This window comes from Bacillus sp. URHA0034, assembly GCF_056280405.1.
In genome coordinates, this window is record NZ_JBWCDK010000002.1 from 3,850,966 (window position 1) to 3,871,931 (window position 20,966).

The 20,966-nt window shown below is 41.3% G+C and carries 21 protein-coding genes; 11 read left to right on the plus strand and 10 right to left on the minus strand.

Annotated elements, in window-relative coordinates; genetic code table 11:
- Window positions 1–37: 37 nt before the first annotated feature.
- Window positions 38–2,377: an immune inhibitor A domain-containing protein gene (locus tag ACZ9EE_RS20485; RefSeq protein ID WP_476033030.1), complete on the plus strand. Its 2,340-nt coding sequence runs from the start codon at window positions 38–40 to the stop codon at window positions 2,375–2,377.
- 250 nt (window positions 2,378–2,627) lie between these two features.
- Here ACZ9EE_RS20485 and ACZ9EE_RS20490 read toward each other — a convergent pair whose 3' ends face one another.
- The gene (locus ACZ9EE_RS20490) at window positions 2,628–3,989 is read right to left on the minus strand and encodes a HAMP domain-containing sensor histidine kinase (protein ID WP_476030017.1); all 1,362 of its coding nucleotides are present in this window, start codon (window positions 3,987–3,989) and stop codon (window positions 2,628–2,630) included.
- A 531-nt stretch (window positions 3,990–4,520) separates the two neighbouring features.
- On the opposite strand from ACZ9EE_RS20490, the gene ACZ9EE_RS20495 reads away from it, so the two are divergent.
- Window positions 4,521–5,231 carry a response regulator transcription factor gene (locus tag ACZ9EE_RS20495; RefSeq protein ID WP_476030019.1) on the plus strand — a complete coding sequence of 237 codons (711 nt, stop codon included), beginning with the start codon at window positions 4,521–4,523 and terminating at the stop codon, window positions 5,229–5,231.
- Complete coding sequence (locus ACZ9EE_RS20500; RefSeq protein ID WP_476030021.1) at window positions 5,209–6,582, plus strand: HAMP domain-containing sensor histidine kinase; 1,374 nt, start codon at window positions 5,209–5,211, stop codon at window positions 6,580–6,582. The genes ACZ9EE_RS20495 and ACZ9EE_RS20500 overlap by 23 nt, the downstream gene beginning before the upstream one ends.
- A gap of 28 nt (window positions 6,583–6,610) precedes the next feature.
- On the opposite strand, the gene ACZ9EE_RS20505 is transcribed toward ACZ9EE_RS20500, so the two are convergent.
- From ACZ9EE_RS20505 to ACZ9EE_RS20525, 5 genes are all read right to left on the minus strand, one after another.
- The gene (locus ACZ9EE_RS20505; RefSeq protein ID WP_476030023.1) at window positions 6,611–7,372 is read right to left on the minus strand and encodes a (S)-benzoin forming benzil reductase; all 762 of its coding nucleotides are present in this window, start codon (window positions 7,370–7,372) and stop codon (window positions 6,611–6,613) included.
- A 133-nt stretch (window positions 7,373–7,505) separates the two neighbouring features.
- Complete coding sequence (locus ACZ9EE_RS20510) at window positions 7,506–8,285, minus strand: ABC transporter ATP-binding protein (protein ID WP_476030025.1); 780 nt, start codon at window positions 8,283–8,285, stop codon at window positions 7,506–7,508.
- Complete coding sequence (locus ACZ9EE_RS20515) at window positions 8,282–8,980, minus strand: ABC transporter permease (RefSeq protein WP_476030027.1); 699 nt, start codon at window positions 8,978–8,980, stop codon at window positions 8,282–8,284. The genes ACZ9EE_RS20510 and ACZ9EE_RS20515 overlap by 4 nt, the downstream gene beginning before the upstream one ends.
- A gap of 75 nt (window positions 8,981–9,055) precedes the next feature.
- On the minus strand, window positions 9,056–9,922 hold the full coding sequence (locus ACZ9EE_RS20520; protein ID WP_476030029.1) for an ABC transporter substrate-binding protein: 867 nt from the start codon (window positions 9,920–9,922) through the stop codon (window positions 9,056–9,058).
- Window positions 9,919–10,857 carry a substrate-binding domain-containing protein gene (locus ACZ9EE_RS20525; protein WP_476030031.1) on the minus strand — a complete coding sequence of 313 codons (939 nt, stop codon included), beginning with the start codon at window positions 10,855–10,857 and terminating at the stop codon, window positions 9,919–9,921. The genes ACZ9EE_RS20520 and ACZ9EE_RS20525 overlap by 4 nt, the downstream gene beginning before the upstream one ends.
- Before the next feature lie 237 nt (window positions 10,858–11,094).
- Between ACZ9EE_RS20525 and ACZ9EE_RS20530 the strand changes: the two genes are divergently transcribed.
- Window positions 11,095–11,757, plus strand: a complete 663-nt coding sequence (locus ACZ9EE_RS20530) for an FMN-dependent NADH-azoreductase (RefSeq protein WP_476030033.1) — start codon at window positions 11,095–11,097, stop codon at window positions 11,755–11,757.
- 137 nt (window positions 11,758–11,894) lie between these two features.
- On the opposite strand, the gene ACZ9EE_RS20535 is transcribed toward ACZ9EE_RS20530, so the two are convergent.
- Window positions 11,895–12,677 carry an undecaprenyl-diphosphate phosphatase gene (locus tag ACZ9EE_RS20535; RefSeq protein WP_476030035.1) on the minus strand — a complete coding sequence of 261 codons (783 nt, stop codon included), beginning with the start codon at window positions 12,675–12,677 and terminating at the stop codon, window positions 11,895–11,897.
- 194 nt (window positions 12,678–12,871) lie between these two features.
- On the opposite strand from ACZ9EE_RS20535, the gene ACZ9EE_RS20540 reads away from it, so the two are divergent.
- On the plus strand, window positions 12,872–13,639 hold the full coding sequence (locus tag ACZ9EE_RS20540; protein ID WP_476030037.1) for a DUF4931 domain-containing protein: 768 nt from the start codon (window positions 12,872–12,874) through the stop codon (window positions 13,637–13,639).
- A 90-nt stretch (window positions 13,640–13,729) separates the two neighbouring features.
- On the plus strand, window positions 13,730–14,899 hold the full coding sequence (locus ACZ9EE_RS20545) for an FtsW/RodA/SpoVE family cell cycle protein (RefSeq protein WP_476030039.1): 1,170 nt from the start codon (window positions 13,730–13,732) through the stop codon (window positions 14,897–14,899).
- A 219-nt stretch (window positions 14,900–15,118) separates the two neighbouring features.
- On the opposite strand, the gene ACZ9EE_RS20550 is transcribed toward ACZ9EE_RS20545, so the two are convergent.
- Window positions 15,119–16,078 carry an ABC transporter substrate-binding protein gene (locus ACZ9EE_RS20550; protein ID WP_476030041.1) on the minus strand — a complete coding sequence of 320 codons (960 nt, stop codon included), beginning with the start codon at window positions 16,076–16,078 and terminating at the stop codon, window positions 15,119–15,121.
- 172 nt (window positions 16,079–16,250) lie between these two features.
- On the opposite strand from ACZ9EE_RS20550, the gene ACZ9EE_RS20555 reads away from it, so the two are divergent.
- The 5 genes from ACZ9EE_RS20555 to ACZ9EE_RS20575 are packed head-to-tail and all read left to right on the plus strand — an operon-like array spanning window position 16,251 to window position 20,156.
- Window positions 16,251–17,255 (plus strand): FecCD family ABC transporter permease, encoded by a 1,005-nt coding sequence (locus ACZ9EE_RS20555; RefSeq protein WP_476030043.1) that lies wholly within the window; start codon window positions 16,251–16,253, stop codon window positions 17,253–17,255.
- Window positions 17,252–18,307, plus strand: coding sequence for a FecCD family ABC transporter permease (locus ACZ9EE_RS20560; RefSeq protein WP_476030045.1), 1,056 nt, complete (start codon window positions 17,252–17,254; stop codon window positions 18,305–18,307). The genes ACZ9EE_RS20555 and ACZ9EE_RS20560 overlap by 4 nt, the downstream gene beginning before the upstream one ends.
- 32 nt (window positions 18,308–18,339) lie before the next feature.
- Window positions 18,340–19,161: an ABC transporter ATP-binding protein gene (locus ACZ9EE_RS20565; RefSeq protein ID WP_476030047.1), complete on the plus strand. Its 822-nt coding sequence runs from the start codon at window positions 18,340–18,342 to the stop codon at window positions 19,159–19,161.
- Complete coding sequence (locus ACZ9EE_RS20570; RefSeq protein ID WP_476030049.1) at window positions 19,154–19,936, plus strand: (2Fe-2S)-binding protein; 783 nt, start codon at window positions 19,154–19,156, stop codon at window positions 19,934–19,936. Before ACZ9EE_RS20565 ends, ACZ9EE_RS20570 begins: the two co-directional genes overlap by 8 nt.
- Window positions 19,908–20,156, plus strand: coding sequence for a DUF2573 family protein (locus tag ACZ9EE_RS20575; RefSeq protein WP_476030051.1), 249 nt, complete (start codon window positions 19,908–19,910; stop codon window positions 20,154–20,156). The genes ACZ9EE_RS20570 and ACZ9EE_RS20575 overlap by 29 nt, the downstream gene beginning before the upstream one ends.
- Window positions 20,157–20,190: 34 nt before the next feature.
- On the opposite strand, the gene ACZ9EE_RS20580 is transcribed toward ACZ9EE_RS20575, so the two are convergent.
- Both ACZ9EE_RS20580 and ACZ9EE_RS20585 read right to left on the minus strand, forming a co-directional pair.
- Window positions 20,191–20,556, minus strand: a complete 366-nt coding sequence (locus tag ACZ9EE_RS20580; protein ID WP_476030053.1) for a DUF378 domain-containing protein — start codon at window positions 20,554–20,556, stop codon at window positions 20,191–20,193.
- A gap of 117 nt (window positions 20,557–20,673) precedes the next feature.
- On the minus strand, window positions 20,674–20,805 hold the full coding sequence (locus ACZ9EE_RS20585; protein WP_215045145.1) for a YuzL family protein: 132 nt from the start codon (window positions 20,803–20,805) through the stop codon (window positions 20,674–20,676).
- Window positions 20,806–20,966: the final 161 nt, after the last annotated feature.

Consider the following 20,966-nt stretch of genomic DNA (forward strand, 5'->3'; position numbering starts at 1 on the left):
TACCTTAAAGGTCTTATCCAGTCTTGCGGCTAGTACCATGGCAGCTACGACCATGTTCGCAGGCGCATTTGCTGGAAGCACGGTAGCACCTAAACCGGCAGCGGCAGCAACGACAGTAGAATCGGCTCCGATCGACTTGAATGTAGTCGATATGGATCGCCTTGGTAAAGCGTTGCAAAAAAGAGGACTTGTCGCGAAGAATGCAACACCTGCAGAAATTACAAAAGCAGCAAAGGCCTACATACAAAAAAAACAAGGTCAAAAACCTGGTAAAGCAGAAAAGGGTCAAACTAAGGAACAGCATGAGATAGATAAAAAAGCAAAAGATTTCCTTACAAAACAAAAGGACAAGCTTACTAAGCAGCTTAACAAGGGCCACGAAAACTTTAAAAAGGGCAAGCCGACTGGAGCGGTAAAAGTAGATTCTGCCAAGCAGGCTGCTTATAACGGCGAGGTTCGAAAAGATAAAGTGCTAGTACTTTTAGTCGAGTATGCTGACTTTAAGCACAACCAAGTCGAGCAAGAACCTGGCTATATGTATGCGAGTGATTTCAGTAGAGAGCACTATCAAAAAATGCTGTTTGGAAATCAAGATTTTACCCTTTTCAATGGTGATAAAGTAAAAACGTTTAAGCAATATTATGAAGAGCAATCAGGCGGCAGTTATACCGTTGACGGTACAGTTTCCGATTGGCTGAAGGTTCCGGGTAATGCGGCTGAATACGGCAGCGATAACCCCGAAGGCGGCAACGATAACAAACCGGGTACAAAAGGACCGCGCGGACTCATTAAAGACTCCTTAAATGCTGCAGTTGCATCGGGAATTAATTTAGCAGATTTTGATAATTTAGATATCTATGACCTTGATGGTGATGGAAATATTAACGAACCAGACGGCTTGGTTGACCACTTGATGATTATTCATGCTGGTGTTGGTCAAGAAGCAGGCGGCGGAGCACTTGGCGATAATGCTATCTGGTCACATCGCTGGGACTTAGGCAAAGTTTATGCGATTCCTAACACTCAATCCAATAGCACTTATTGGGGCGGAAACATGGCTGCATTAGATTATACGGTTGAGCCAGAAGATGGAGCGGTCGGTGTATTTGCTCACGAATATGGTCATGACTTAGGGGCTCCGGATGAGTATGATACACAATATACAGGCAATGGTGATACAGTTGCTCAGTGGTCGATAATGAGCGGCGGAAGCTGGAGCGGACATATTGCTGGAACACAGCCACCAAGCTTCTCACCACAAGTGAAAGAATTCTATCAAAAAACAATTGGCGGCAACTGGGCTAATATAACAGAAGTAAACTATCAAGATATCGATAAAAACGGTCTAGCCACTGTGATCGATCAGAGTGTTACAAAATCCAAGAACCCTGGAATTGTGAAAGTTAACCTTCCTGGTAAAGAAGTAAAAGGGTTTAATCCGGCAACAGGCGATAAGTATTACTTTAGCCAAAAAGGTGATAACCTTGATACAACTCTAGTAACTCCTGAATTGGATCTTACCAATGCTACTAATGCAACATTTACGTACAATACTAATTATGAAGTTGAATTTGATTATGACTATGTAAACGTCAATGCGATTGTAGATGGTCAAGAGGTAGAACTTGATAAGCTAGGAGACACAAATGTTGCAGATGGCTTGGATACTACTAAAGGTGAATGGGTAGAAAAAACTTATGACCTAAGCCAATTTGCTGGAAAGAAAATTAAATTATCTTTTGAATATGTAACAGACGGCGGTTATGCTCCTGCTGGTTTTGCAATGGATGACTTGAAGTTAACCGTTGACGGCAATGAAGTGTTTGCTGATGGGGCTGAAGGGGATGCGAAAGTTACCCTTGATGGGTTCGTTCAGACAAATGGTATTTCTACTAAACCACATTATTACTACCTAGAGTGGAGAAACTACGCTGGTTCTGATACAGCTCTTCAATACTCTCGTGACGCAAAATATAATACTGGTTTAGTAGTTTGGTATGGTGATGATACCTTTACTGATAACTGGGGCGGTGTTCACCCTGGTGAAGGATTCCTAAGTGTAGTGGACTCTCATCCAGAAGCACTTATTTTTAACCTAAATGGCAAGCCTTCAATCGCTCAAACAACTCGCTACCAAGTTGCAGATGCTGCGTTCTCATTAGACCAATCACCTGCATGGAGCGTTAATTCTCCAACTCGTGGAATCTATAATTACACAGGGCTCCCAGGTGTAACAGAATTTGATTCAAGCAAATCTTATATTAATACTGTGATTCCTGATGCCGGAGTAAAAGTTCCGTCTCAATATCCAATTAAGGTACAAGTCATCGGCGAAGCAAAAGACAACACTGCTGGTGCGGTTTGGATTCACAAATAAGAAATAGAAGAAGGTGTCCCAAAAGTATATCTTTTAGGGGCACCTTCTTTTTTATACATTCAACTAGTCTGTTGATTTCCGCTCCAGGTGCTTCGCTTTCCGCGGGCGGTACGGGGAGCCTCCTCGTCGCTTCGCTCCTGTGGGGTCTCCCCTGTCCCGTACTCCCGCAGGAGTCTTCGCGCCTTCCGCTCCAATCAACAGAGTGTGCAAAATTTATTCATCAATCACCTTTTGGGTCAGCCTTTTCTACTTATAAAATGATTTTAAAAGCCGTGCCAATACCTTGGCTGCTAGCGGCCTCAATTGTCCCTCCGTGTGCTTCCACTAACTGCTTTACAATCGATAGACCTAAACCCGAACCGCCGAGTGCACGGGTTCTTGATTTATCCACCCGGTAAAAGCGCTCGAATATCCGCGGTAAATCTTCCTCGGGAATCCCTTTCCCTCCATCTTGAACTTGGATATGAATTTTCCCTTCAACTTGGCATACCGAGACCATTATTGTTGTAATGGGCTCCGAATATTTTCTGGCATTATCGAGGAGGTTTAGAATCACCTGTTCAAACCGGAGCGGGTCAATCAGTGCATAAAGATGGTCTGAACAATCAAGCTCTATTCTCATCTCATTCTCCTTTAGAGCAGGTACTACTTTCTCAATGATGGATTGAAAATAGGGCAACAGATGAACCTTTTCTTTTTCTATCGAAAACGAGTTCTCATCCATTTTTGCTAGATTAAATAACTCTTTAACAAGTTTAGAGAGTTTAACAGACTCTTCGTGGATAATCTCTAAATAGTTATCTTTATCATGTCTAGTGGTATCATCCCGGCGGGCAATATCGGCATAGCCTTTAATGTACGTCAGTGGTGTTCGCAATTCATGAGAGATACTGGCCAAAAATTCATTGCGCTCATTTTTTAGAATTTCTAAGTCATTTGCTAACACTTTAATTGCTTCACCAAGGTCGCCGATTTCATCCTTCCCAAGTTTAGGCAGCGAGACGGACAGATCCCCTTTACTGATCCGTTTCGTTGCCTCACTCATCTTAATGAGCGGGAGTGTTACATATCTGGTTAAGAAAATAATGATAATTATCATAAATAGAAGCGACAGCAAACCGGCAAGAAGGAAATGCTGATTCAACCCGGAAATTAAATCCCTAAGCTTCTGTGTAGTTTGAAACATATAAACGTAACCGGCGATTTTCTTGTCAATCAACACAGGACTGACGGCGGCAATATTGGCTGCCTTTCTCCAGTCTTCTTCTAAGATTAATCCTTCGTGGGGAACATTCTTAGGAGTAGACTTCATCGTTTTTTTCATTTCATCTGTCACCTTATTGGATGACATATAGATAGAGCCATCTGGCCTCGTTAACACAACTTGTGTATCAGTCCGCGCTTCCATCATCGCAATATGCCTAACTGTATCCTCGTGAAACGAGGCCTCTAGTACATCGCGGTGATTATTCCCCCTGGTCTGCAGGGCAGATAACTCTTCATGGACACGGGAATGGATAATATTATTGTGCAAAAAAAACATCGAAACTCCTTCTAACAGACAAATTGCTAGAAAGAAAAGAAGGCTAATCTTAAGTGATATTTTATTCATGTCAGCACCTCACTCCCTAAGAATACTACAAGTATGGTCGTGAGATAACATCCTTTTGTTGCAATTTTTTAAATAAAGGCTCTGTTAACCGAGTTTGTTGTTTTTTATACTCTGTTGATTGGAGCGGAAGGCGCTCGACTCCTGCGGGAGTACGGGGCCGGGGAGACCCCACAGGCGCTTTCAGCGATGAGGAGGCTCCCCTGCACGCCCGCGGAAAGCGAGCGCCTGGAGTGGAAATCAACAGCCATATTAAAGAGCCTAAATAAAAAAGTGGGTGTCCCTTTGATTGGGACACCCTTTATAGTAGAGAGGTTAATTTTGGGATGAGTAAGATGGCTGAAAAACCAGTGTACTCGATCGATAAAGAGTCGGTCACCGTAACTTTGGGGAGTTCAAGGTGTCATCTTCTCTTTACACAATTATCTTAGCGAGAAAGATTGAAGATGTTATGAAGAAGTTGTGGTGAATTTGTGAAGTTACAAACATCACAGATTAGAGATGATATAGTAAGGGTATGGGGAGTGATGACTGATGAAGATTCTATTAGTGGACGATGAACGCAGAATAGTAGAAGTCCTCGAAGCTTATTTAGAGAGAGAAGGCTATGAGATTCATAGCGCTGATAATGGGATAGATGCTTTGAAAAAGGCGAAAACTATCGAACCTGATTTAATGATTCTAGACCTCATGCTGCCTGATATATCTGGTGAAGAGGTTTGCCGGCTCGTCCGAAAAGAGTCGGATGTACCTATCCTTATGCTGACAGCGAAATCGGCAGAGGATGACCGCATTAACGGGATTGTTATGGGAGCTGACGACTATTTAACCAAACCCTTTAGTCCAAGGGAGGTGGTTGTTCGTGTTCAAGCCATTCTCAGACGCGTCAAAAAAGCAGAGAAGGTCGAACGCCTTGAATTTAACGGCAAAAAACTTTCAATCGACTTAGTTAAAAAAGAAGTAACGGTAAATGGGGAGGATGTAATATTAACTCCGATTGAATATAAATTATTAACCAATATGGCTGTCAATCCTGGACGTGTGTACAGCCGAATGGATTTACTTGAAAAAATTCAGGATGAAGGCATGTACTATGAAGGCTATGAACGGAGTGTCGATACCCATATCAAAAACCTCCGTAAAAAAATAGAGTGGGATTCACGGCAGCCGGACTTTATCGTGACTGTTTTTGGGATGGGCTATAAATTTGGAGGGGTCCTAGATGCTGCAAACGCTCCGGTCTAAAATACTTTTTTATTTAGTCCTCATCTCGATGATTGGGATTTTAATTGTCAGCTTCTTTATTCAGTACGGTTTTGAAGAGAGTTTCAATAGTTATTTAGATCGAAATCGTGAGAAAAAGATTGATAGAATTATCACTGAAATTGAGAAGGATTATCGGGAAAATGGCCATTTTACGACTGATCCCGTCTATGGACTATTACATGAGAATGCCATGACCGATCAGCTTTATTTTCAGCTATATGATCGATTTGGAAAGATGCAAATGGATACATCTAGTATCCGCGGCATGTTAAATAGCTTTGGATTAACGGAGCCCCAACCTGATGGAGAAAAGTGGCACAGTAAAACCTATACGTTAAAGGTCGACAATGCCATCATCGGCAAGCTGGTAGCTATTTACCCTGAAGGTCTTATTGATGATGAATACACCTTTATTCAAACGATTCAATTGTATATCTTGGCGGCAGTTTGCTTAACCATTGTTTTAGCCATTATATTTGGGATGATATTTTCTAAAAAACTAACCTCCGGACTAAAGAAGCTTTCGTTTGCAGCCGGTGAGCTGCAGCAGCATAATCTTGATATCCGCATCCCTTTATCAGGTCTGCCGACAGAGGTAAAGCAGATCGCGATTTCCTTCAATAAACTCGCTGAATCGCTTGCAAAGGAAGAAATGCTGCGAAAACAATTTACAGGCGACCTTGCCCACGAGCTGCGGACGCCGCTTGCTACATTAAGAAGCCAAATTGAAGCCTTCCAGGATGGAATTTGGGAACCAACACCACAGCGTTTGCAGGTAAGTCATGAAGAGCTCATGCGTTTAGTAAGGCTTGTGAATGAGTTAGAGAAACTGCTTGCTGCGGAAAATCCGCAAATAAGACTAGAGAAAATGGAACTGGAGGCAGGCAGTGTATTAGCCGCTTTATGTGAAATGTTTTTACCCATATTTACAGAAAAAGGCGTAGGTCTGCAAATTGAAGAACTTCTTCAGGAAGAAATGTTTGAGGCGGATAAAGATCGTCTGATGCAAGTATTATCCAATGTTCTAAATAATGCTTTAAAATATACACCGGAAGGGAAGACCGTCTCCATTGCGGTTGTGACCGACAAAGAAGGTTACGTCGGTTTTAAAATTCAGGATGAAGGTTCAGGAATGGCTGAAGAAGACATCCCCCATATTTTTGAACGTTTTTATCGGGGTGATAAATCCCGTGACAGAAAAACGGGCGGTGTTGGAATTGGGCTCTCTATTGTTAAGGCCTTAATGGATGCTCATAAAGGCTTAATTAATGTAAAAAGCAGGGTAAATAAAGGAACGAGCATCACCTTATGGTTTCCGCAGGAAGAGTAAAGGCCGGTCCTACTGATCGGCCTTCTTTCTAGGACTCTAATAATTCTTTTATATGGTATACCCGGCCGCTTTCGGGTGTGCCGCGTAACACTAAGTCCACTAATCCATTAGCAACTGCATCCGTTTCCAATAATAAATTCTTTTCTTTATATTCTTTGAATTTTTCTAGTTCCTTAAAGGCAGCTTCGCTGGAAGAGCGGATCGTTTCCTGCATGCCGGTATTCATGATGCCTGGACTGAAGCCAATAATCGTATTCTTGGTATTCAATTCGGCCTGTTCGATGGCGGTTGTTTGGGTGAACATATTTAACCCGGCCTTTGAGCTGCAATAAACACTCCAGCCTTCAATCGAGCGGACAGCGGCACCAGACGTGACATTGATAACGGTTACTTTTGTATTGGCTAACTGTGCCTTGCTTAAAAATAAATTGGTAATCAAAATAGGTGCAATTAGATTTACTTTTATATTTCGAATGATTGGAGTTTGATCTAAATTCCCGACCTTTTGAATGGGTTCAATCACACCTGCATTATTGAAGAGCAGGATCTCGGTTGGATTTTTTTCAAAAAGACAGTGGGCAACCTCCATAAAGACCTCTTGTATTTCCGTTTCTAATGAGAGATTGCAAGAAATATGTTTATAATTCATTCCCTTTTCGATTGCAAGATTCTTTAACTCGTTATTCTCTGTCCGGGAAACAGAAACTACCGCAATTTGCTCCAGTAAAAGGCGTTTCGCAATACTTTCCCCCAAGCCCTTAGAAGCACCGGTTATGATTGCATATTTCATGGAAATCTCCCCCTGAAAAGCTAGTTTAATTATGTATATAACCTATTTTATTCCTCTCAAAAATATTAAGCAAATTTGGAAGTACTATAAAAAAAGCAGCTCCAAAAAGGAACTGCTGACCGCATTTTAGCTGCTAAACCTTTAAAAATTTCTCATTTTTAAAAGAACTTGCGGTTAATGCGGGATAGAATTTCTTCCACTCATTTAGGAAGGATTGGGTGGAAGCATTAGGATGTTCAAGGACCAGAGAGGTTGGTCCTGCCTGCTTTTCTTGACCATTAACAATGATTGAAAGCCGATTTGTCAGATAATGAATCTCCATCAAATCATGGCTGACAAACACAGTAGTTGTTCTGGTGTCTTCCAAAATCTGTTTGAGATCTTCCATTAAACGGATTTTTGTTGGAAAATCTAGTGCCGAAAAAGGTTCATCTAGAAAAAGAATTTCCGGCTCGACAATCATCGCACGGGCTAGATTAACCCTTTGTGCTTCACCGCCTGATAAATAAAGCGCATTTTTTTTCGCTAAATGGCTAATCCCAAACAACTCCAGCCATTGAGCTGCCTTTTCTTTGATAATTGGTTTGGAGACCTTCCTTAATGTTAAGCCAATCGCAATATTTTGAAAGACTGTCCCATCTAAAAGAAGAGATTGCTGTAAGGCAACCGAGAACCTTCTTCGCCATTCAAGCGGAGGATTGCCAATTGGAACCGGTTGATTCCGGTAAAGGAACTCGCCGCTTGACTGTTTTTCTAGAAGCGAAAGGACCTTTAGTAAGGTGCTTTTTCCAGCACCGTTCGGTCCCATAATACCAAGAAACTCACCATCATAAATCTTGAAGGAAGGAATATCTAGAATCGTCTTCTGCTGGGCTTGATAGGTCATGTTCTTTAGCTCAATTAACGGGTTCATGATATTCGCTTCCTTTGCTGTAAAAATGTTAAGGTCGCCGTAATCAATAGAGCAACGGACAATAAAATAAACGAAAGGGCTAATGCAATGTCAAAGTTCCCTTTCGATACTTCCATAACGATCGTCGTGGTTAAGATTCGGGTATCGCCTTGAATATTGCCGCCCACCATCATCGCAGCACCCACCTCGGCAATCACGCGGCCAAAACCAGCCATGATTGCGGCTAAAATGGCCATTTTTAATTGTTTAATAAGAATAAACAATGTCTGCAGTCTTGTTGCCCCAAGGGCCTTGATTTGCAGCAGCATCTTATCACTGATTTGCTGAAAAGCTGTACAGGTAAGGCTGGTGACAATGGGCAGGCTAACTAAGATCTGGGCCATAACAATCGCGGTCGGCGAATAGAGCAAGGAGAAATCACCTAATGGGCCGGAGCGCCATAAAAGCATGGTTATCCAGAGTCCTGCTACAACTGGCGGGAGCCCTAGACCAATATTGATGAAAACTAGTAGCAATTTACGGCCTTTGAATCTAGTTAATCCAAGGAGCATACCGAGTGGCAATCCGATTATTGTGCTAATTAGAATGGAAATGAGGCAGACTTTAAGTGTTAAACCCGTAATCTCTAACACTTCTTGATCACCAGAAAGGATCATTTCGATTGCCTTTTTAATTCCATCTAGTAGTAATTCCATAACCTCATGCCTCCAGGAGTTTCGTATGAAGTTGACAAGAGGCGGACTCGTTTAGAGAGAACGCCGCTCCTTCAATTATTCTGTGTATTTAATAAAAAGTGATCTTCCATATTCCTTTTTACCAAAGTTCTCAATTACATCTTGTGTTTTTGGATTCACCATAAAATCTACAAACTTTTTAGCATCTGTACTATTCACTTTATCATGTTTATCAGGATTTACTTCCATAACATGATAGATATTCATTAAATCTTTACCGCCTTCAACAACAATTTTTAGTGTATCTAAATTTTTGGATTGGGCAAGCCAGGTTGCACGATCTGTTAAGACATAGCCTTTTTTCTCAGCAGCCACTTGTAAGGTTTGTCCCATCCCTTGTCCGGTTGAAACATACCAATCGCCGGCTGGCTTAATATTTGCCGTTGACCAGATGGCCAATTCTTTTTTATTTGTACCAGAGTCGTCTCCACGTGAAATGAAGGGTGATTTTGTTTCAGCAAATTTTTTAAATGCAGCCACAATATCATCACCACTTACACCTGCAGGGTTTTCCTTTGGACCTGCTAAAACAAAATCATTGTACATGACGCGCTTATAGTTAATTGCATCTCCTGCATCGACAACAGCCTTCTCTGCTGCCGGAGCATGAACAAGCAGGGCATCTGCTTCACCTTTTGTACCCATTGCTAATGCTTCGCCAGTACCTACAGCAATCACTTTTACTTTGACATTATTTTGTTTTTCAAACATAGGGATGATGACATCCAGTAAGCCACTGTCCTGTGTGCTTGTTGTCGTGGCAAGAATCATGTTCGTTGGTGCGGGTTTAGCTGCCGTCTGTTTATCCTTAGCGGCTGTTTCCTTGGTATTGGTGTTTCCACATGCTGATAAAACAAGCAGCATTAATGCAAATAAAACTAAACTTAAGCGGTTTTTCTTCATACAAGTTCCTCCGTTTGACTAGTTTGATAGATGACTTTTCCTAACTCTTGAATCGAATAGCCTTCTAAATCTGTCAGGCTATCTTTAAAGCTAGCAGATTGTAAATAATGAATTAAAGCGAGTAAATTCTGCTTGTTTTCTGTTGTGAAACGGAAAACAAGATCAAACTTTTCTTGCGCGATTGGGACGAAATCCAGCCCTAAATGGCTTGCAGCCGATTGGATTCCAAAGGTAACATCCGCCACGCCTCGATTGATATAGGAAGCAGCAGATAAATGGTTCCATTCTTCCTGTCCATACCCGTTTATTTTAGTTGGATGAATCCCATAGGCAGAAAGCTTGGAATCGAGTAAAAATCTTGTTCCCGCCCCTTTTTGCCGGTTAATAAACTGGACATCTTTTCTAGTAAGATCCGTGAAATCAAGAATACTCTTTGGATTGCCCTTTGCCACGATGAAGCCTTGCTGCCTGGCAGCCAGTCGTATGACCGCAATATTTTCATAGACAAAAAGCTGATGAATAAATGGAAGATTATATTCTTGTGAAGCCGGATCTAATAGATGTATCGCCGCAATATCGCATTGGCCGCGGTAAAGCATCATTAACCCTTCTAAACTGCCGATGAAGGAAGGCTGGATCTGTAAATTTAATGCGCTTCCAGATTGCTTGGCAAAATGTTCAACGAGAAAATCATGGCTGCCCGAAAGACGTATGGGTGCGGCTGGCATGCTGGTTACGTTTGGTGCATCCGTACTTTTTCTAGCAGGTGCTTTCATGCTTTCCTTATAACGTTCGAGTTCGGCATACTCGATTCTCATTTTATTTCCGATTTTAAAGGCCTGCAGTTCACCTCTTTTGATCAGCTCATAAACTGTATGCTTGGAGATTTGAAAGATTTGCGCCACTTCATCGGGAGTATAGGTCCGTTCGTCCATTGTCCACCCTCCTTTTTCCAGTTCATTTTATAAAAAGAATAGCATAATAGATGTGACTTTTGTTAAGTTTTGTTAAGTTTCGTTGGGTTTTGTTTAGATTTGTCATCAATTGTTCAAGAGAGATGCTCATGAGTCACACAATCTTCACAAACGTCACTTATTGTTCAATCGTGAGCATGGGAATTTGTTGTAGTATTGTCATAGAAGGAAAATTTCTAGTTAAGGGAAGGGATGTAAATGTCGAAACTTTTGTATATTACAGCAAACCCTAAAAATGATATAAAACTATCAAAAGGGATGCAAATCGGCGAAGTATTTTTAGAGGAGTTTAAGGCTGCTCAGCCTGATGTGGAAATCGAACGCTGGCATTTATTTGATATGGCAATCCCGGATATTGACATGGATCTTTTATACGCACGGGCTAAATTATCATTTATGGGCTATACAAAAGAGCAATTATCGGAAGCAGAACGGACCAAACTTGAAAAAATGCATGAGCTTGCCGACCGATTTATTGCTGCTGATTACTATGTGTTTGTGACACCAATTTGGAATCTTGGCGCACCTTCGATTTTGAAAAAGTTTATTGATAATTTATTCATCGTTGAAAAAACGTTTACCAATACACCAGATGGTCCTAAGGGACTTTTAACTGGTAGAAAAGCCATTCATATTCAAACCCGCGGCGGTATCTATTCATCCGGTCCAATGGTTGACTTTGAGTTTGGCGACCGCTACTTACGCAAGGTATTCCAATTCCTTGGTTTTGAGAGCTTGGATACTGTTATTGCAGAAGGAATGGATCATTTTCCTAAACAGATTCCGGAAATTATGGCCAAAGCAAAAGAACAAGCGGCCGAAGCCGCAAAAGAAATGGCAAAAGAAACTGTTAATATCTAAAAGAAAAATGCGACTCGTTGCTGAGCCGCATTTTTCTTTTAGGCTGGGTTAAAGGTTATTGTTTATTTTTAGCATGTTGATTGGAGCGGAAGCCGACTGGAGCGGAAATCAACATTCAAGATTAACACAGCCATCTTTTAAAATTTACCTGTAAATTGAAAGAATAAGACAAGAATCCCTAATGCCCAAACATAAATCGCAAATGGCTTCAAAGAATGTTTCTTTAAGTAGCTAATCATCCATTTAACGGCAACGTAGCCGAAGAGGGCAGAAGCGATAATCCCCACAAGTAAGGCGGATAGAGTGATGGTTTCGCCTTGGCCTTCGAGTAAATCCTTTGTCTGCAGAACAATCGCGCCGGCAATCGCTGGTGTTGATAGAAGAAAAGAAAAGTAAGCGGCAGTTTCCCGGTCTAATTTCCGCCAAAGTGCCGCAACAATGGTCATGCCCGAGCGTGAAATGGCCGGCATAATCGCAACCGCCTGAAAGGTACCAATGATGAAGGCATCCTTATAACTGATATCATCCATTTTTTTATAACCATTTTTAGCAGAATCGGCAAGCCACAAAAATATTCCCGTCATTAAAAACTCCCAGCCAATCGTCACACCTGTTTTCGAGATTTCATCAATATAATCTTTAAACGCAAGCCCAAATACGACGGCAGGTATCGTTCCGACAACTAACAAAAAGGTTAATTTGCTAAACGGGTTTTTTAGTATTTTGATAAACTCATCTTTATAAAAGACAAACACAGCCAATAAGGTCCCGACGTGCAGCATAGTATCAAGCAAAAGCCCCGCTTCTTGAAGGCCAAATAAATTTCTGCCTAAGTAAAGATGTCCCGTACTGCTGATTGGCAAAAATTCAGTTAAACCTTGAATAATTCCGAGGATTAGTGCTTCAAGTTTTGTTAACATACGCTCCCTCTCATTCTAAAGTGATCTAAGCCTGTACACTAATGAATATGCAGGAAATAACGAATTCATGAAATCCTCTTTCATTTTTGGGGATGAGTTAAATAAAACGTTTGAATATGAAATCAAAAAAAGTGCAAACCGCACGTCTTCTCCCATAAAATAGTATTATACCTGCCTGAGAGGAGAAACGTATTTTGGAAAATTCTCATCTTTATTTTAATACGTCTATTGGTGTCAAGAAGCCGGAAAATATTCGAAACAAAGAGCAGGCATGTCCATTTTGTGAAAGAGACCAGCTGACCGGCCTCATTGCTGTGGATGGCCCGATCATTCTCTTGAAAAATAAATATCCTGTCTTGGAAAATGCTTATCAAACCGTATTAATAGAAACAGACGATTGCCATGGCGACATCTCTACCTATTCAAAAGAGCATCTCCATCGCTTGCTTCAATTTGGCCTTCATGCTTGGTTAGACATGGAGAAAACGGGCCAATACCGTTCGGTCATTTTTTTCAAAAACCATGGTCCGCTGTCGGGAGGAACCATTGCCCACCCGCATATGCAGATTGTCGGTTTGCATGATATTGATTATCGAGAAAAGGCGTCACATGATATGTTTCGGGGTCTCCTGATTGCCGAGAACCATGGTGTCCGGTTTACCCTTTCCACAAAGCCGCGCGTGGGCTTTTATGAATTTAATGTCGAAATGGAGGATTCCGGATATAGAGAAGAGTTCGGAGAATATATTCAAAAGGCCGTCCACTATATTCTGAATCATTTTCCTTTTAAAGCCACCAGCTATAATGTCTTTTTTCATCATCTGGATGATAAAATTTATGCAAAAGTGGTCTCGCGGTTTGTGACCACCCCGTTATACATTGGGTATGGAATTCCACAGGTCCCGAGTAATTTAGAATGGATGGCAGAAGAGGTACGAAAGATTTATTTTCAAATCATGTAAATAAAACCAGCAGCGGGTTATAAGTTGAGATTTGTCGTTTTTCAAAATATAATGGAGGAATGGACAAGTTTTTTGTAAGGTGGTACCAATATGACTTCAAATAGCAATACAACTTCAAAACTTGATTACAGCCTTGTTTTTATATTAATCTTGCTTTTTCTCGCGAGCTGTTTAGCCATTTATAGTGCCCAGGCAAGCGGACAGTATAAAGAGAATTTTTTAATCAAGCAAATCGTCTGGTATGTTGTTGGGGGCGGTATTATTTCCTTGGTGATGACCCTTGATTCAGACCAATTGAAAAAATTAACCTGGTACGCATATGGGTTTGGCATCTTTTTGCTAGCTTTTTTAATTGTCGCACCTGCAAGTATTGCTCCGGTCATCAATGGAGCAAAAAACTGGTTTGTGCTCCCAGGAGTTGGCTCAATTCAGCCTTCTGAGTTTGTTAAAATTTTTATTATCCTGGGTCTTTCACGTGTGGTTGATCAGCATCATTTAAAAAATCCAGTTAAAACACTGCAAACTGATTTTTGGCTGTTAATTAAAATGGGCATTGTCACGATGGTTCCGCTGGGAATGATCATCAAGCAGGACTTAGGGACCTCGCTTGTTTTCTTAGCTATTTTAATTGGAATGATTTTTATTTCCGGGATTTCGTGGAAAATCTTAGTGCCGATATTTTCGTTCGGTATTATCTTAGTTGGTACGATATTTTATTTTGTTCTTTGGAGTCCGGATGTTTTGGAAAAGTATCTGGGGGTTGGTGAATATCAGCTTCGCCGGATTTACTCTTGGCTCGATCCCTATAGCTACCAAGGGACGGATGCTTATCAGTTGACGAAATCTTTGCTCGCCATCGGCTCTGGTCAAACAGGCGGTAAAGGCTTTGGCAATCGTGAAGTCTATTTACCTGAAAGCCAAACGGACTTTATTTTTAGTGTCGTTGGTGAGGAATATGGCTTTATCGGTTCAAGTGTGTTAATCAGCTTATTTTTCCTATTGATTTACCATATTACGAAGGTTGGTATGGAGACAAAGAACAATTTTTATACGTATATTTGTGTTGGTGTCATCAGTATGATTACCTTCCACGTGTTCCAGAATATTGGCATGACAATTGGCGTTCTGCCGATTACTGGTATCCCGCTGCCTTTTATCAGCTACGGGGGAAGTGCCTTAATGGGGAACATGATGGGATTGGGATTAATTTTCTCGATTCGCTATCATTATAAAAAGTATATGTTTTCTACTTCGGCATAAAAAAGAGCGACATTAGTTCGCTCTTTTTTTCTTTTTGCAATCCCGAAAGGTGTTCGAAATAATCCTCAAGTTGGCGAAAAAAACACAAAAAAGGTGGAATAATCATTCCAAGTCCGCGGAATCCGCCAATTTTCACACGGAACCCATCAATATCCGGCTAAAATAGTTTCAAATACTAAAAAGGACCGCCTTCATCTTCAGGAAGGCGATCCAATCAAATTATTTTTTCAAAAAGATCTTTTCAATATCATCCAACATCAGGTTGGCAGCAAGAACACCGCCGGCTGTATTCCAAATCGTATCACTTACCTTGTGAACATCACCCTTCTTAGCAACCTGTAAGTTCCTGAATAATGGATCAGCAATCCACTCTTTCTCCAATTCCGAACCTTTTCCATCACCCGTTTCATACGTGAAATAGAAGAGGATATCTCCCTCCATTGCCGGAACCCTTTCCTTCGTAACATTTCTTTCAGCGAAATCATCCACATTCTGGCTGTCTGGACGGGCAAAACCAAGATCACTTAAAATGACCCCTGAAAAAGTATCCTTATGATAAATCCTGACCTCACCAGACATAAAACGCACCATAGAGACCTTCATCTGTAATTGATCGCCAAGCTTTTCCTTTAAACTAGCTATACGAGAATCATAGTTTTGGATAACCTTGTTACCTTTATCTACTTTATTCAGCGCCTTAGCATATAATTGAAAGTTCTCCTTCCAGTCACCACGAAGAGTCTCCGCAAAAACAGTCGGAGCAATTGCACTTAACTGCTCATAAATCTTTTCCTGACGCATTTTATTCCCAATAATCAAATCCGGCTTCAATGCAGCAATGGCTTCTACATTTACTTCACTTTCCGTACCGACCACTTTTACATTTTTCATTTGATCGGCAATATGCTCATACCAAGGGTTTCCAGTGAACGATTGAACCGCCCCAACCGGTTTAACGCCTAATGCTAAAAGAGCTTCCGTTCCTTCGTTCGTGAGAATGACCACGCGTTTTGGGTTACCTTTAATAGTCGTAGACCCCATTGCGTGGTCAACCGTATAGCTTTTTTCCTCAGCTGTCTTTGGTTCTGCAGTTGTTTTCTCCTCGGTACCGCTACAGGCGGCTAATAAGAAAATAACTAGGATCGAGAAGAGTGAGAAAATCCCTTTGATTGCTTTCATTTGTGTATGTATCCCCCTTGAAAAGATAATTGATAATGATTTTCATTTACATCATAAAATGCCTACAGCACTCATGTCAATAGCTAATTGAAAATGATTATCAAAATCATTGACAATTATTATCATTAACAGCTAGACTAAGAGTAAAAGAGGTGGAAAGGGTTTCAAATCAATGCTTCTAAAAAGTCCTACATTAAAATGGGCCGGATGCCTAAGCGCTGTCCTTGTCATGCTTCTGTTAATGTGCGCAAGTGTAATCTTTGGTTACACGGATACAAGTGTGCAGACAGCGATCGATGCTTATAGAAATTACAATGGTTCCAACGAACATATTATTATCCAAACGGTCAGAGTTCCGAGAGCGTTCATAGCTGCCGGTGTAGGGGCAAGTCTGGCAATTGCTGGGACACTTATGCAAACCTTAACGAAAAACCCACTGGCCTCGCCGGGAGTATTTGGAATCAATGCGGGGGCAGGCTTTTTTGTGGTAGCCGCAGTCAGCTTGTTTACCGTAAAGGATTTACAAGCATACAACGGCCTTGCTTTCCTTGGTGCTGCCATTGCAGCAATCAGTGTTTATGGAATTGGTTCCTTTGGACGTGAAGGGTTAACTCCTATGAAGCTTACCCTTGCCGGAGCGGCGATTTCAGCGATGTTTTCCTCCTTCACGCAAGGATTACTGGTAATCGATGAAGCCGCATTAGAGCAAGTACTATTTTGGCTGGCAGGTTCAGTTCAAGGTAGAAAGCTTGAAACACTTGAAGCAGTGTTACCCTATATCGCAATTGGCTGGGTCGGAGCATTTTTGATTGCTGGAAAAATGAATATCCTGTCTATGGGGGAAGATGTGGCAAAAGGGCTGGGTCTACATACAGGATTTGTTAAAATCACCATTGGGGTATTGGTCATTCTTTTGGCAGGAGGTTCCGTAGCAGTTGCCGGACCAATCGGCTTTGTGGGGATTGTCATCCCGCATGTTACCCGGGCCTTCTTCGGAATCGATCATCGCTGGGTTATCCCCTTATCCGGAATCCTAGGTGCCATTCTGTTACTTACAGCGGATATAGCCGCTAGATATATCCTGATGCCGTCAGAAGTACCTGTCGGGATCATGACCGCCATCATTGGAACTCCATTCTTTATTTATATTGCGAGAAGGGGGTTCAATGGCCGATGAGTAAATATAAAAATTTCCGCCCGCTCAAGGGCAAAATGTCTTTTTTGATTGATCGAAAGTCAGCTTTATTACTTCTAATCCTGCTGAGTGTGACATTTATGGTATTGGTGATCAGTACAGGGATTGGAGATATGAAAATTAACCCGTTAACAGTCGTAAAAGTATTATTTGGCGGGGGGCCGGAAATGGAGAAGCTGATTATTACCTCATTTCGCCTGCCAAGAATCATAGTTGCCTTAGCGGTAGGTATGTCTTTAGCTGTAGCAGGAGGCATTTTACAGGGAATGATTCGCAACCCACTTGCCTCGCCGGATGTCCTCGGCATAACAGGGGGAGCCACGGTTGCAGTTGTTGCCTTTTTAGCCGTTTTTAGCGATAAAAATAATGCTTTAACCGTCAGCATTACTTGGTTACCACTAGCCGCCTTTTTAGGGGCGGGGATCGTTGCTTTTTTAGTTTATTTCCTAGCCTGGAAGAATGGTGTGTCACCGATAAGATTAGTGTTAATTGGCATTGGGATTTCTACCTTAATGCAGGCTTTAACCACCTTAATGATGATCATGGGTCCCATTTATCAAGCAGCTCAAGCAAATATCTGGATTACGGGTACCGTCTATGGATCCAATTGGAAGAATGTGGCCACCTTAGTTCCATGGACTGTTATTTTCCTTCTTATAGCTTTTATCGCGGCACGAATCATCAATATCCAAGAGTTGGGAGATGAAGTGGCTGCCGGACTTGGCGGCAAGGTTCAAAAACAACGGTTTCTGCTATTGATGATTAGTACAGCCTTGATTGGCAGCTCGGTAGCTTTTGCTGGAGGCATTGGGTTTGTCGGCTTAATGGCACCGCACATGGCTAGAAGATTAGTCGGCTCCTCGTTTGGTGCATTACTGCCAACGGCTGCTCTATTGGGGGGCATACTGGTAATGATTGCTGATTTAATCGGCCGTACATTGTTTTCTCCATTAGAAGTGCCTGCTGGGGTATTTACTGCGGGAATAGGTGCACCGTATTTTATTTACCTGCTTTTTAAAACAAGAAATGCTTAAAATATCTGCTTCACTAAAAAGGAGTTGGCTTAATGAAGAACGCAATTGAAACGAAAAATTTATCTCTTTCATACGGTGAAAATCTTATTATTAAAGAACTGGATTTAGAGATTCGGAAGGGTGAGATAACCGTATTTATCGGTGGGAACGGCTGCGGAAAATCTACGCTTCTGCGTTCAATTGCCCGCCTTTTAAAGCCGAAATCCGGCGGTATTTTACTTGAAGGTAAGACCATCGCGAAGCTTCCTACAAAAGAAATCGCTAAAAAAATGGCCATCCTCCCACAATCACCGGCAGCACCAGAAGGATTAACCGTCCTTCAGCTTGTTAAACAAGGCCGATATCCGCATCAATCTTGGTTAAAACAGTGGTCAGAGGAAGACGAAAAAAAGGTAAATGATGCCCTAAAGGCGACACGCCTCGAGCATTTAAAAGAAAGAGCCGTAGACTCTCTATCAGGCGGCCAGAGACAGCGGGCCTGGATTGCCATGACCTTAGCGCAGGATACGGATATTATTTTATTGGATGAACCGACTACCTATCTAGATATGACTCATCAAATTGAAATCCTTGATTTGTTATTTGAGTTAAACGAATTCAAAAATAGAACGGTTGTTATGGTCCTTCACGATCTAAATCTAGCCTGCCGATATGCTCATCATATTGTCGCCATGAAGGACCAAAAGGTTTACGCCCAAGGTGCACCGGAGCATGTGATTACCGGCAGTCTAGTAAAACATGTATTTGATATGGACTGCGAAGTAACCATTGATCCATTATTCGGGACACCGCTATGTATCCCACATGGAAAAGGGAGACGGATCCTTAATAAGGCGGTTGCAATGAATGGTTAATAAAGTGAGAGTTGAGGAACTTGCCCACCTGCAAAAATACAGATTTAAGCCTGAATTGACGAATAGCATGAATGTTCTCGAGCTGCTGGACGATGTATTCCTTCAGGATTTTTTGAAAAAATTAGCTAGCATAATTGGAGCACGAAATGAAAAAGCAGCGGCCTCTATTTTTATCAAACGTTATGCCTTTGTTGCTGTCATGTCACTCTATACGATGACGGTATGGGATAAAAAGCTGGATGTGTCCCTCATTAATCTAAAAATCGAGACGCCAGAACCGGGGAAGGATTGGCTTCCTTCTTTTTCATTAGTGGATAATACCCTACAAGACCGGAATGGGGAAAATCGACATAAGTGGCGTGAAGAAATTGTGAACAATCTCTTTGCAAAAAACATTGATATACTGATCAATAAATTAGCAAACATAGCTGGTATATCGAGGTTAATCCTGTGGGAAAATATCGCCGTTTACCTATTTTGGCTGTATGAAATAGAATTAAATGAAAATAAGAGCTCTAATGTTTTTGACGACTTTACTTTTTTAATTTTTGAAGGGGAAGGACCCTTATTTGGCGTCTGCAGCCTAAATCCATTACAAAGATACTATGGGAATAAACCAAATATGGTAAAATGGAACAATGAAGTACGAATAAGAAATACGTGTTGTTTTTCTTATCAGTTACAGGCAGGAAAACGATGCAAAACCTGCCCATGTACGCAAATTGCCATGGATGGAAGGTGTCAAAATGGAGAAGGAATTTACTGCTCAGTTTGAAGCATTACTTGAGAAATATAGTGAGCTCCTCGTTGGCGAAGGCAATGATGATACAATAGAAAAAGTGAAGACTTGGGCTTTATATTCACATATTGCCAAAACTATGCCAGCCTTAGCAAAGCACTGGAATGAACTGTACCCTGATGCCAAAGAAGAATTAAAACAAATCAGTCTAGAGATTAAACAACTAAATGAGCAGCATCGAAACGCAAAGAAATAAAAAACCGGCCATGCATATGACATGGCCGGTTTGCTTACATTTGATCATTAGATTGATTGCTATCAGTTGGTTTGTAAGTCTGGCTTGATTGAGTATCAGATTGTTTTGCTTGGTTATTAATATCTGTCATATCATTCTCTTCACCAAACTCTGTTGCATAATTAGCCTGACCGTAGTTTTGACTAGTCGTATCTTTTTGGGACTCGCCCAGTGGAGCAAATAATAGCGGAAGACAAGCAAGTCCACTAATACCAACAAGACTATAAATGATTCTTGATAAAGCTGAATCTTGCCCGCCAAAAAGAGCTGCTACTAAATCAAATTGAAAAAACCCAATTAGTCCCCAGTTAATGGCCCCAATAATCACTAAAACCAAGGCAATTCGTGATAAGGTCTTCATGTTCTCTCACCTCCCGAATAATATTAAAAATATCGTTTTTAGCATTTGTCATACACCCAATTACCATACACCCAATTACCATACAGCCAAGAAAACACGTCGGCTCAATAGCCAAACTTAGCGTTTATATTGGCTATTCTGGCTGTTTCTTTTATCAATGCTGGCTTCTTCATTTCCTGGCCCGGCATTGCCCTTCACGCTAGCTGCACTGACACCAGCTTTGGAAGGATTCTTTTTCATTTTTGCCATCATTATCACCTCATGAATAGGATGCCCAGCCACTTAAAAATATGTAGTCGAAAAATAAGTTAAAAAAAATTTAAAATTCAGCGTTTAATGATTGCACAAATTTTCGAAATATTTTATATTGTTAGTAGCAAGACTCATTCAGATGGTATTTTTTTTGCAAT

Bases quoted from the DNA above. Each gene is read 5' to 3' on its own strand.
- ACZ9EE_RS20580 (WP_476030053.1), bottom strand. From the start codon at position 20,556: ATGAAGACCTTATCACGAATTGCCTTGGTTTTAGTGATTATTGGGGCC.
- ACZ9EE_RS20535 (WP_476030035.1), bottom strand. From the start codon at position 12,677: ATGTTAACAAAACTTGAAGCACTAATCCTCGGAATTATTCAAGGTTTA.
- ACZ9EE_RS20520 (WP_476030029.1), bottom strand. From the start codon at position 9,922: ATGAAGAAAAACCGCTTAAGTTTAGTTTTATTTGCATTAATGCTGCTT.
- ACZ9EE_RS20515 (WP_476030027.1), bottom strand. From the start codon at position 8,980: ATGGAATTACTACTAGATGGAATTAAAAAGGCAATCGAAATGATCCTT.
- ACZ9EE_RS20525 (WP_476030031.1), bottom strand. From the start codon at position 10,857: ATGGACGAACGGACCTATACTCCCGATGAAGTGGCGCAAATCTTTCAA.
- ACZ9EE_RS20485 (WP_476033030.1), top strand. From the start codon at position 38: ATGGCAGCTACGACCATGTTCGCAGGCGCATTTGCTGGAAGCACGGTA.
- ACZ9EE_RS20505 (WP_476030023.1), bottom strand. From the start codon at position 7,372: ATGAAATATGCAATCATAACCGGTGCTTCTAAGGGCTTGGGGGAAAGT.
- ACZ9EE_RS20510 (WP_476030025.1), bottom strand. From the start codon at position 8,285: ATGAACCCGTTAATTGAGCTAAAGAACATGACCTATCAAGCCCAGCAG.
- ACZ9EE_RS20565 (WP_476030047.1), top strand. From the start codon at position 18,340: ATGAAGAACGCAATTGAAACGAAAAATTTATCTCTTTCATACGGTGAA.
- ACZ9EE_RS20550 (WP_476030041.1), bottom strand. From the start codon at position 16,078: ATGAAAGCAATCAAAGGGATTTTCTCACTCTTCTCGATCCTAGTTATT.
- ACZ9EE_RS20560 (WP_476030045.1), top strand. From the start codon at position 17,252: ATGAGTAAATATAAAAATTTCCGCCCGCTCAAGGGCAAAATGTCTTTT.
- ACZ9EE_RS20585 (WP_215045145.1), bottom strand. From the start codon at position 20,805: ATGGCAAAAATGAAAAAGAATCCTTCCAAAGCTGGTGTCAGTGCAGCT.
- ACZ9EE_RS20495 (WP_476030019.1), top strand. From the start codon at position 4,521: ATGAAGATTCTATTAGTGGACGATGAACGCAGAATAGTAGAAGTCCTC.
- ACZ9EE_RS20530 (WP_476030033.1), top strand. From the start codon at position 11,095: ATGTCGAAACTTTTGTATATTACAGCAAACCCTAAAAATGATATAAAA.
- ACZ9EE_RS20570 (WP_476030049.1), top strand. From the start codon at position 19,154: ATGGTTAATAAAGTGAGAGTTGAGGAACTTGCCCACCTGCAAAAATAC.
- ACZ9EE_RS20555 (WP_476030043.1), top strand. From the start codon at position 16,251: ATGCTTCTAAAAAGTCCTACATTAAAATGGGCCGGATGCCTAAGCGCT.
- ACZ9EE_RS20545 (WP_476030039.1), top strand. From the start codon at position 13,730: ATGACTTCAAATAGCAATACAACTTCAAAACTTGATTACAGCCTTGTT.
- ACZ9EE_RS20490 (WP_476030017.1), bottom strand. From the start codon at position 3,989: ATGAATAAAATATCACTTAAGATTAGCCTTCTTTTCTTTCTAGCAATT.
- ACZ9EE_RS20575 (WP_476030051.1), top strand. From the start codon at position 19,908: ATGGAGAAGGAATTTACTGCTCAGTTTGAAGCATTACTTGAGAAATAT.
- ACZ9EE_RS20500 (WP_476030021.1), top strand. From the start codon at position 5,209: ATGCTGCAAACGCTCCGGTCTAAAATACTTTTTTATTTAGTCCTCATC.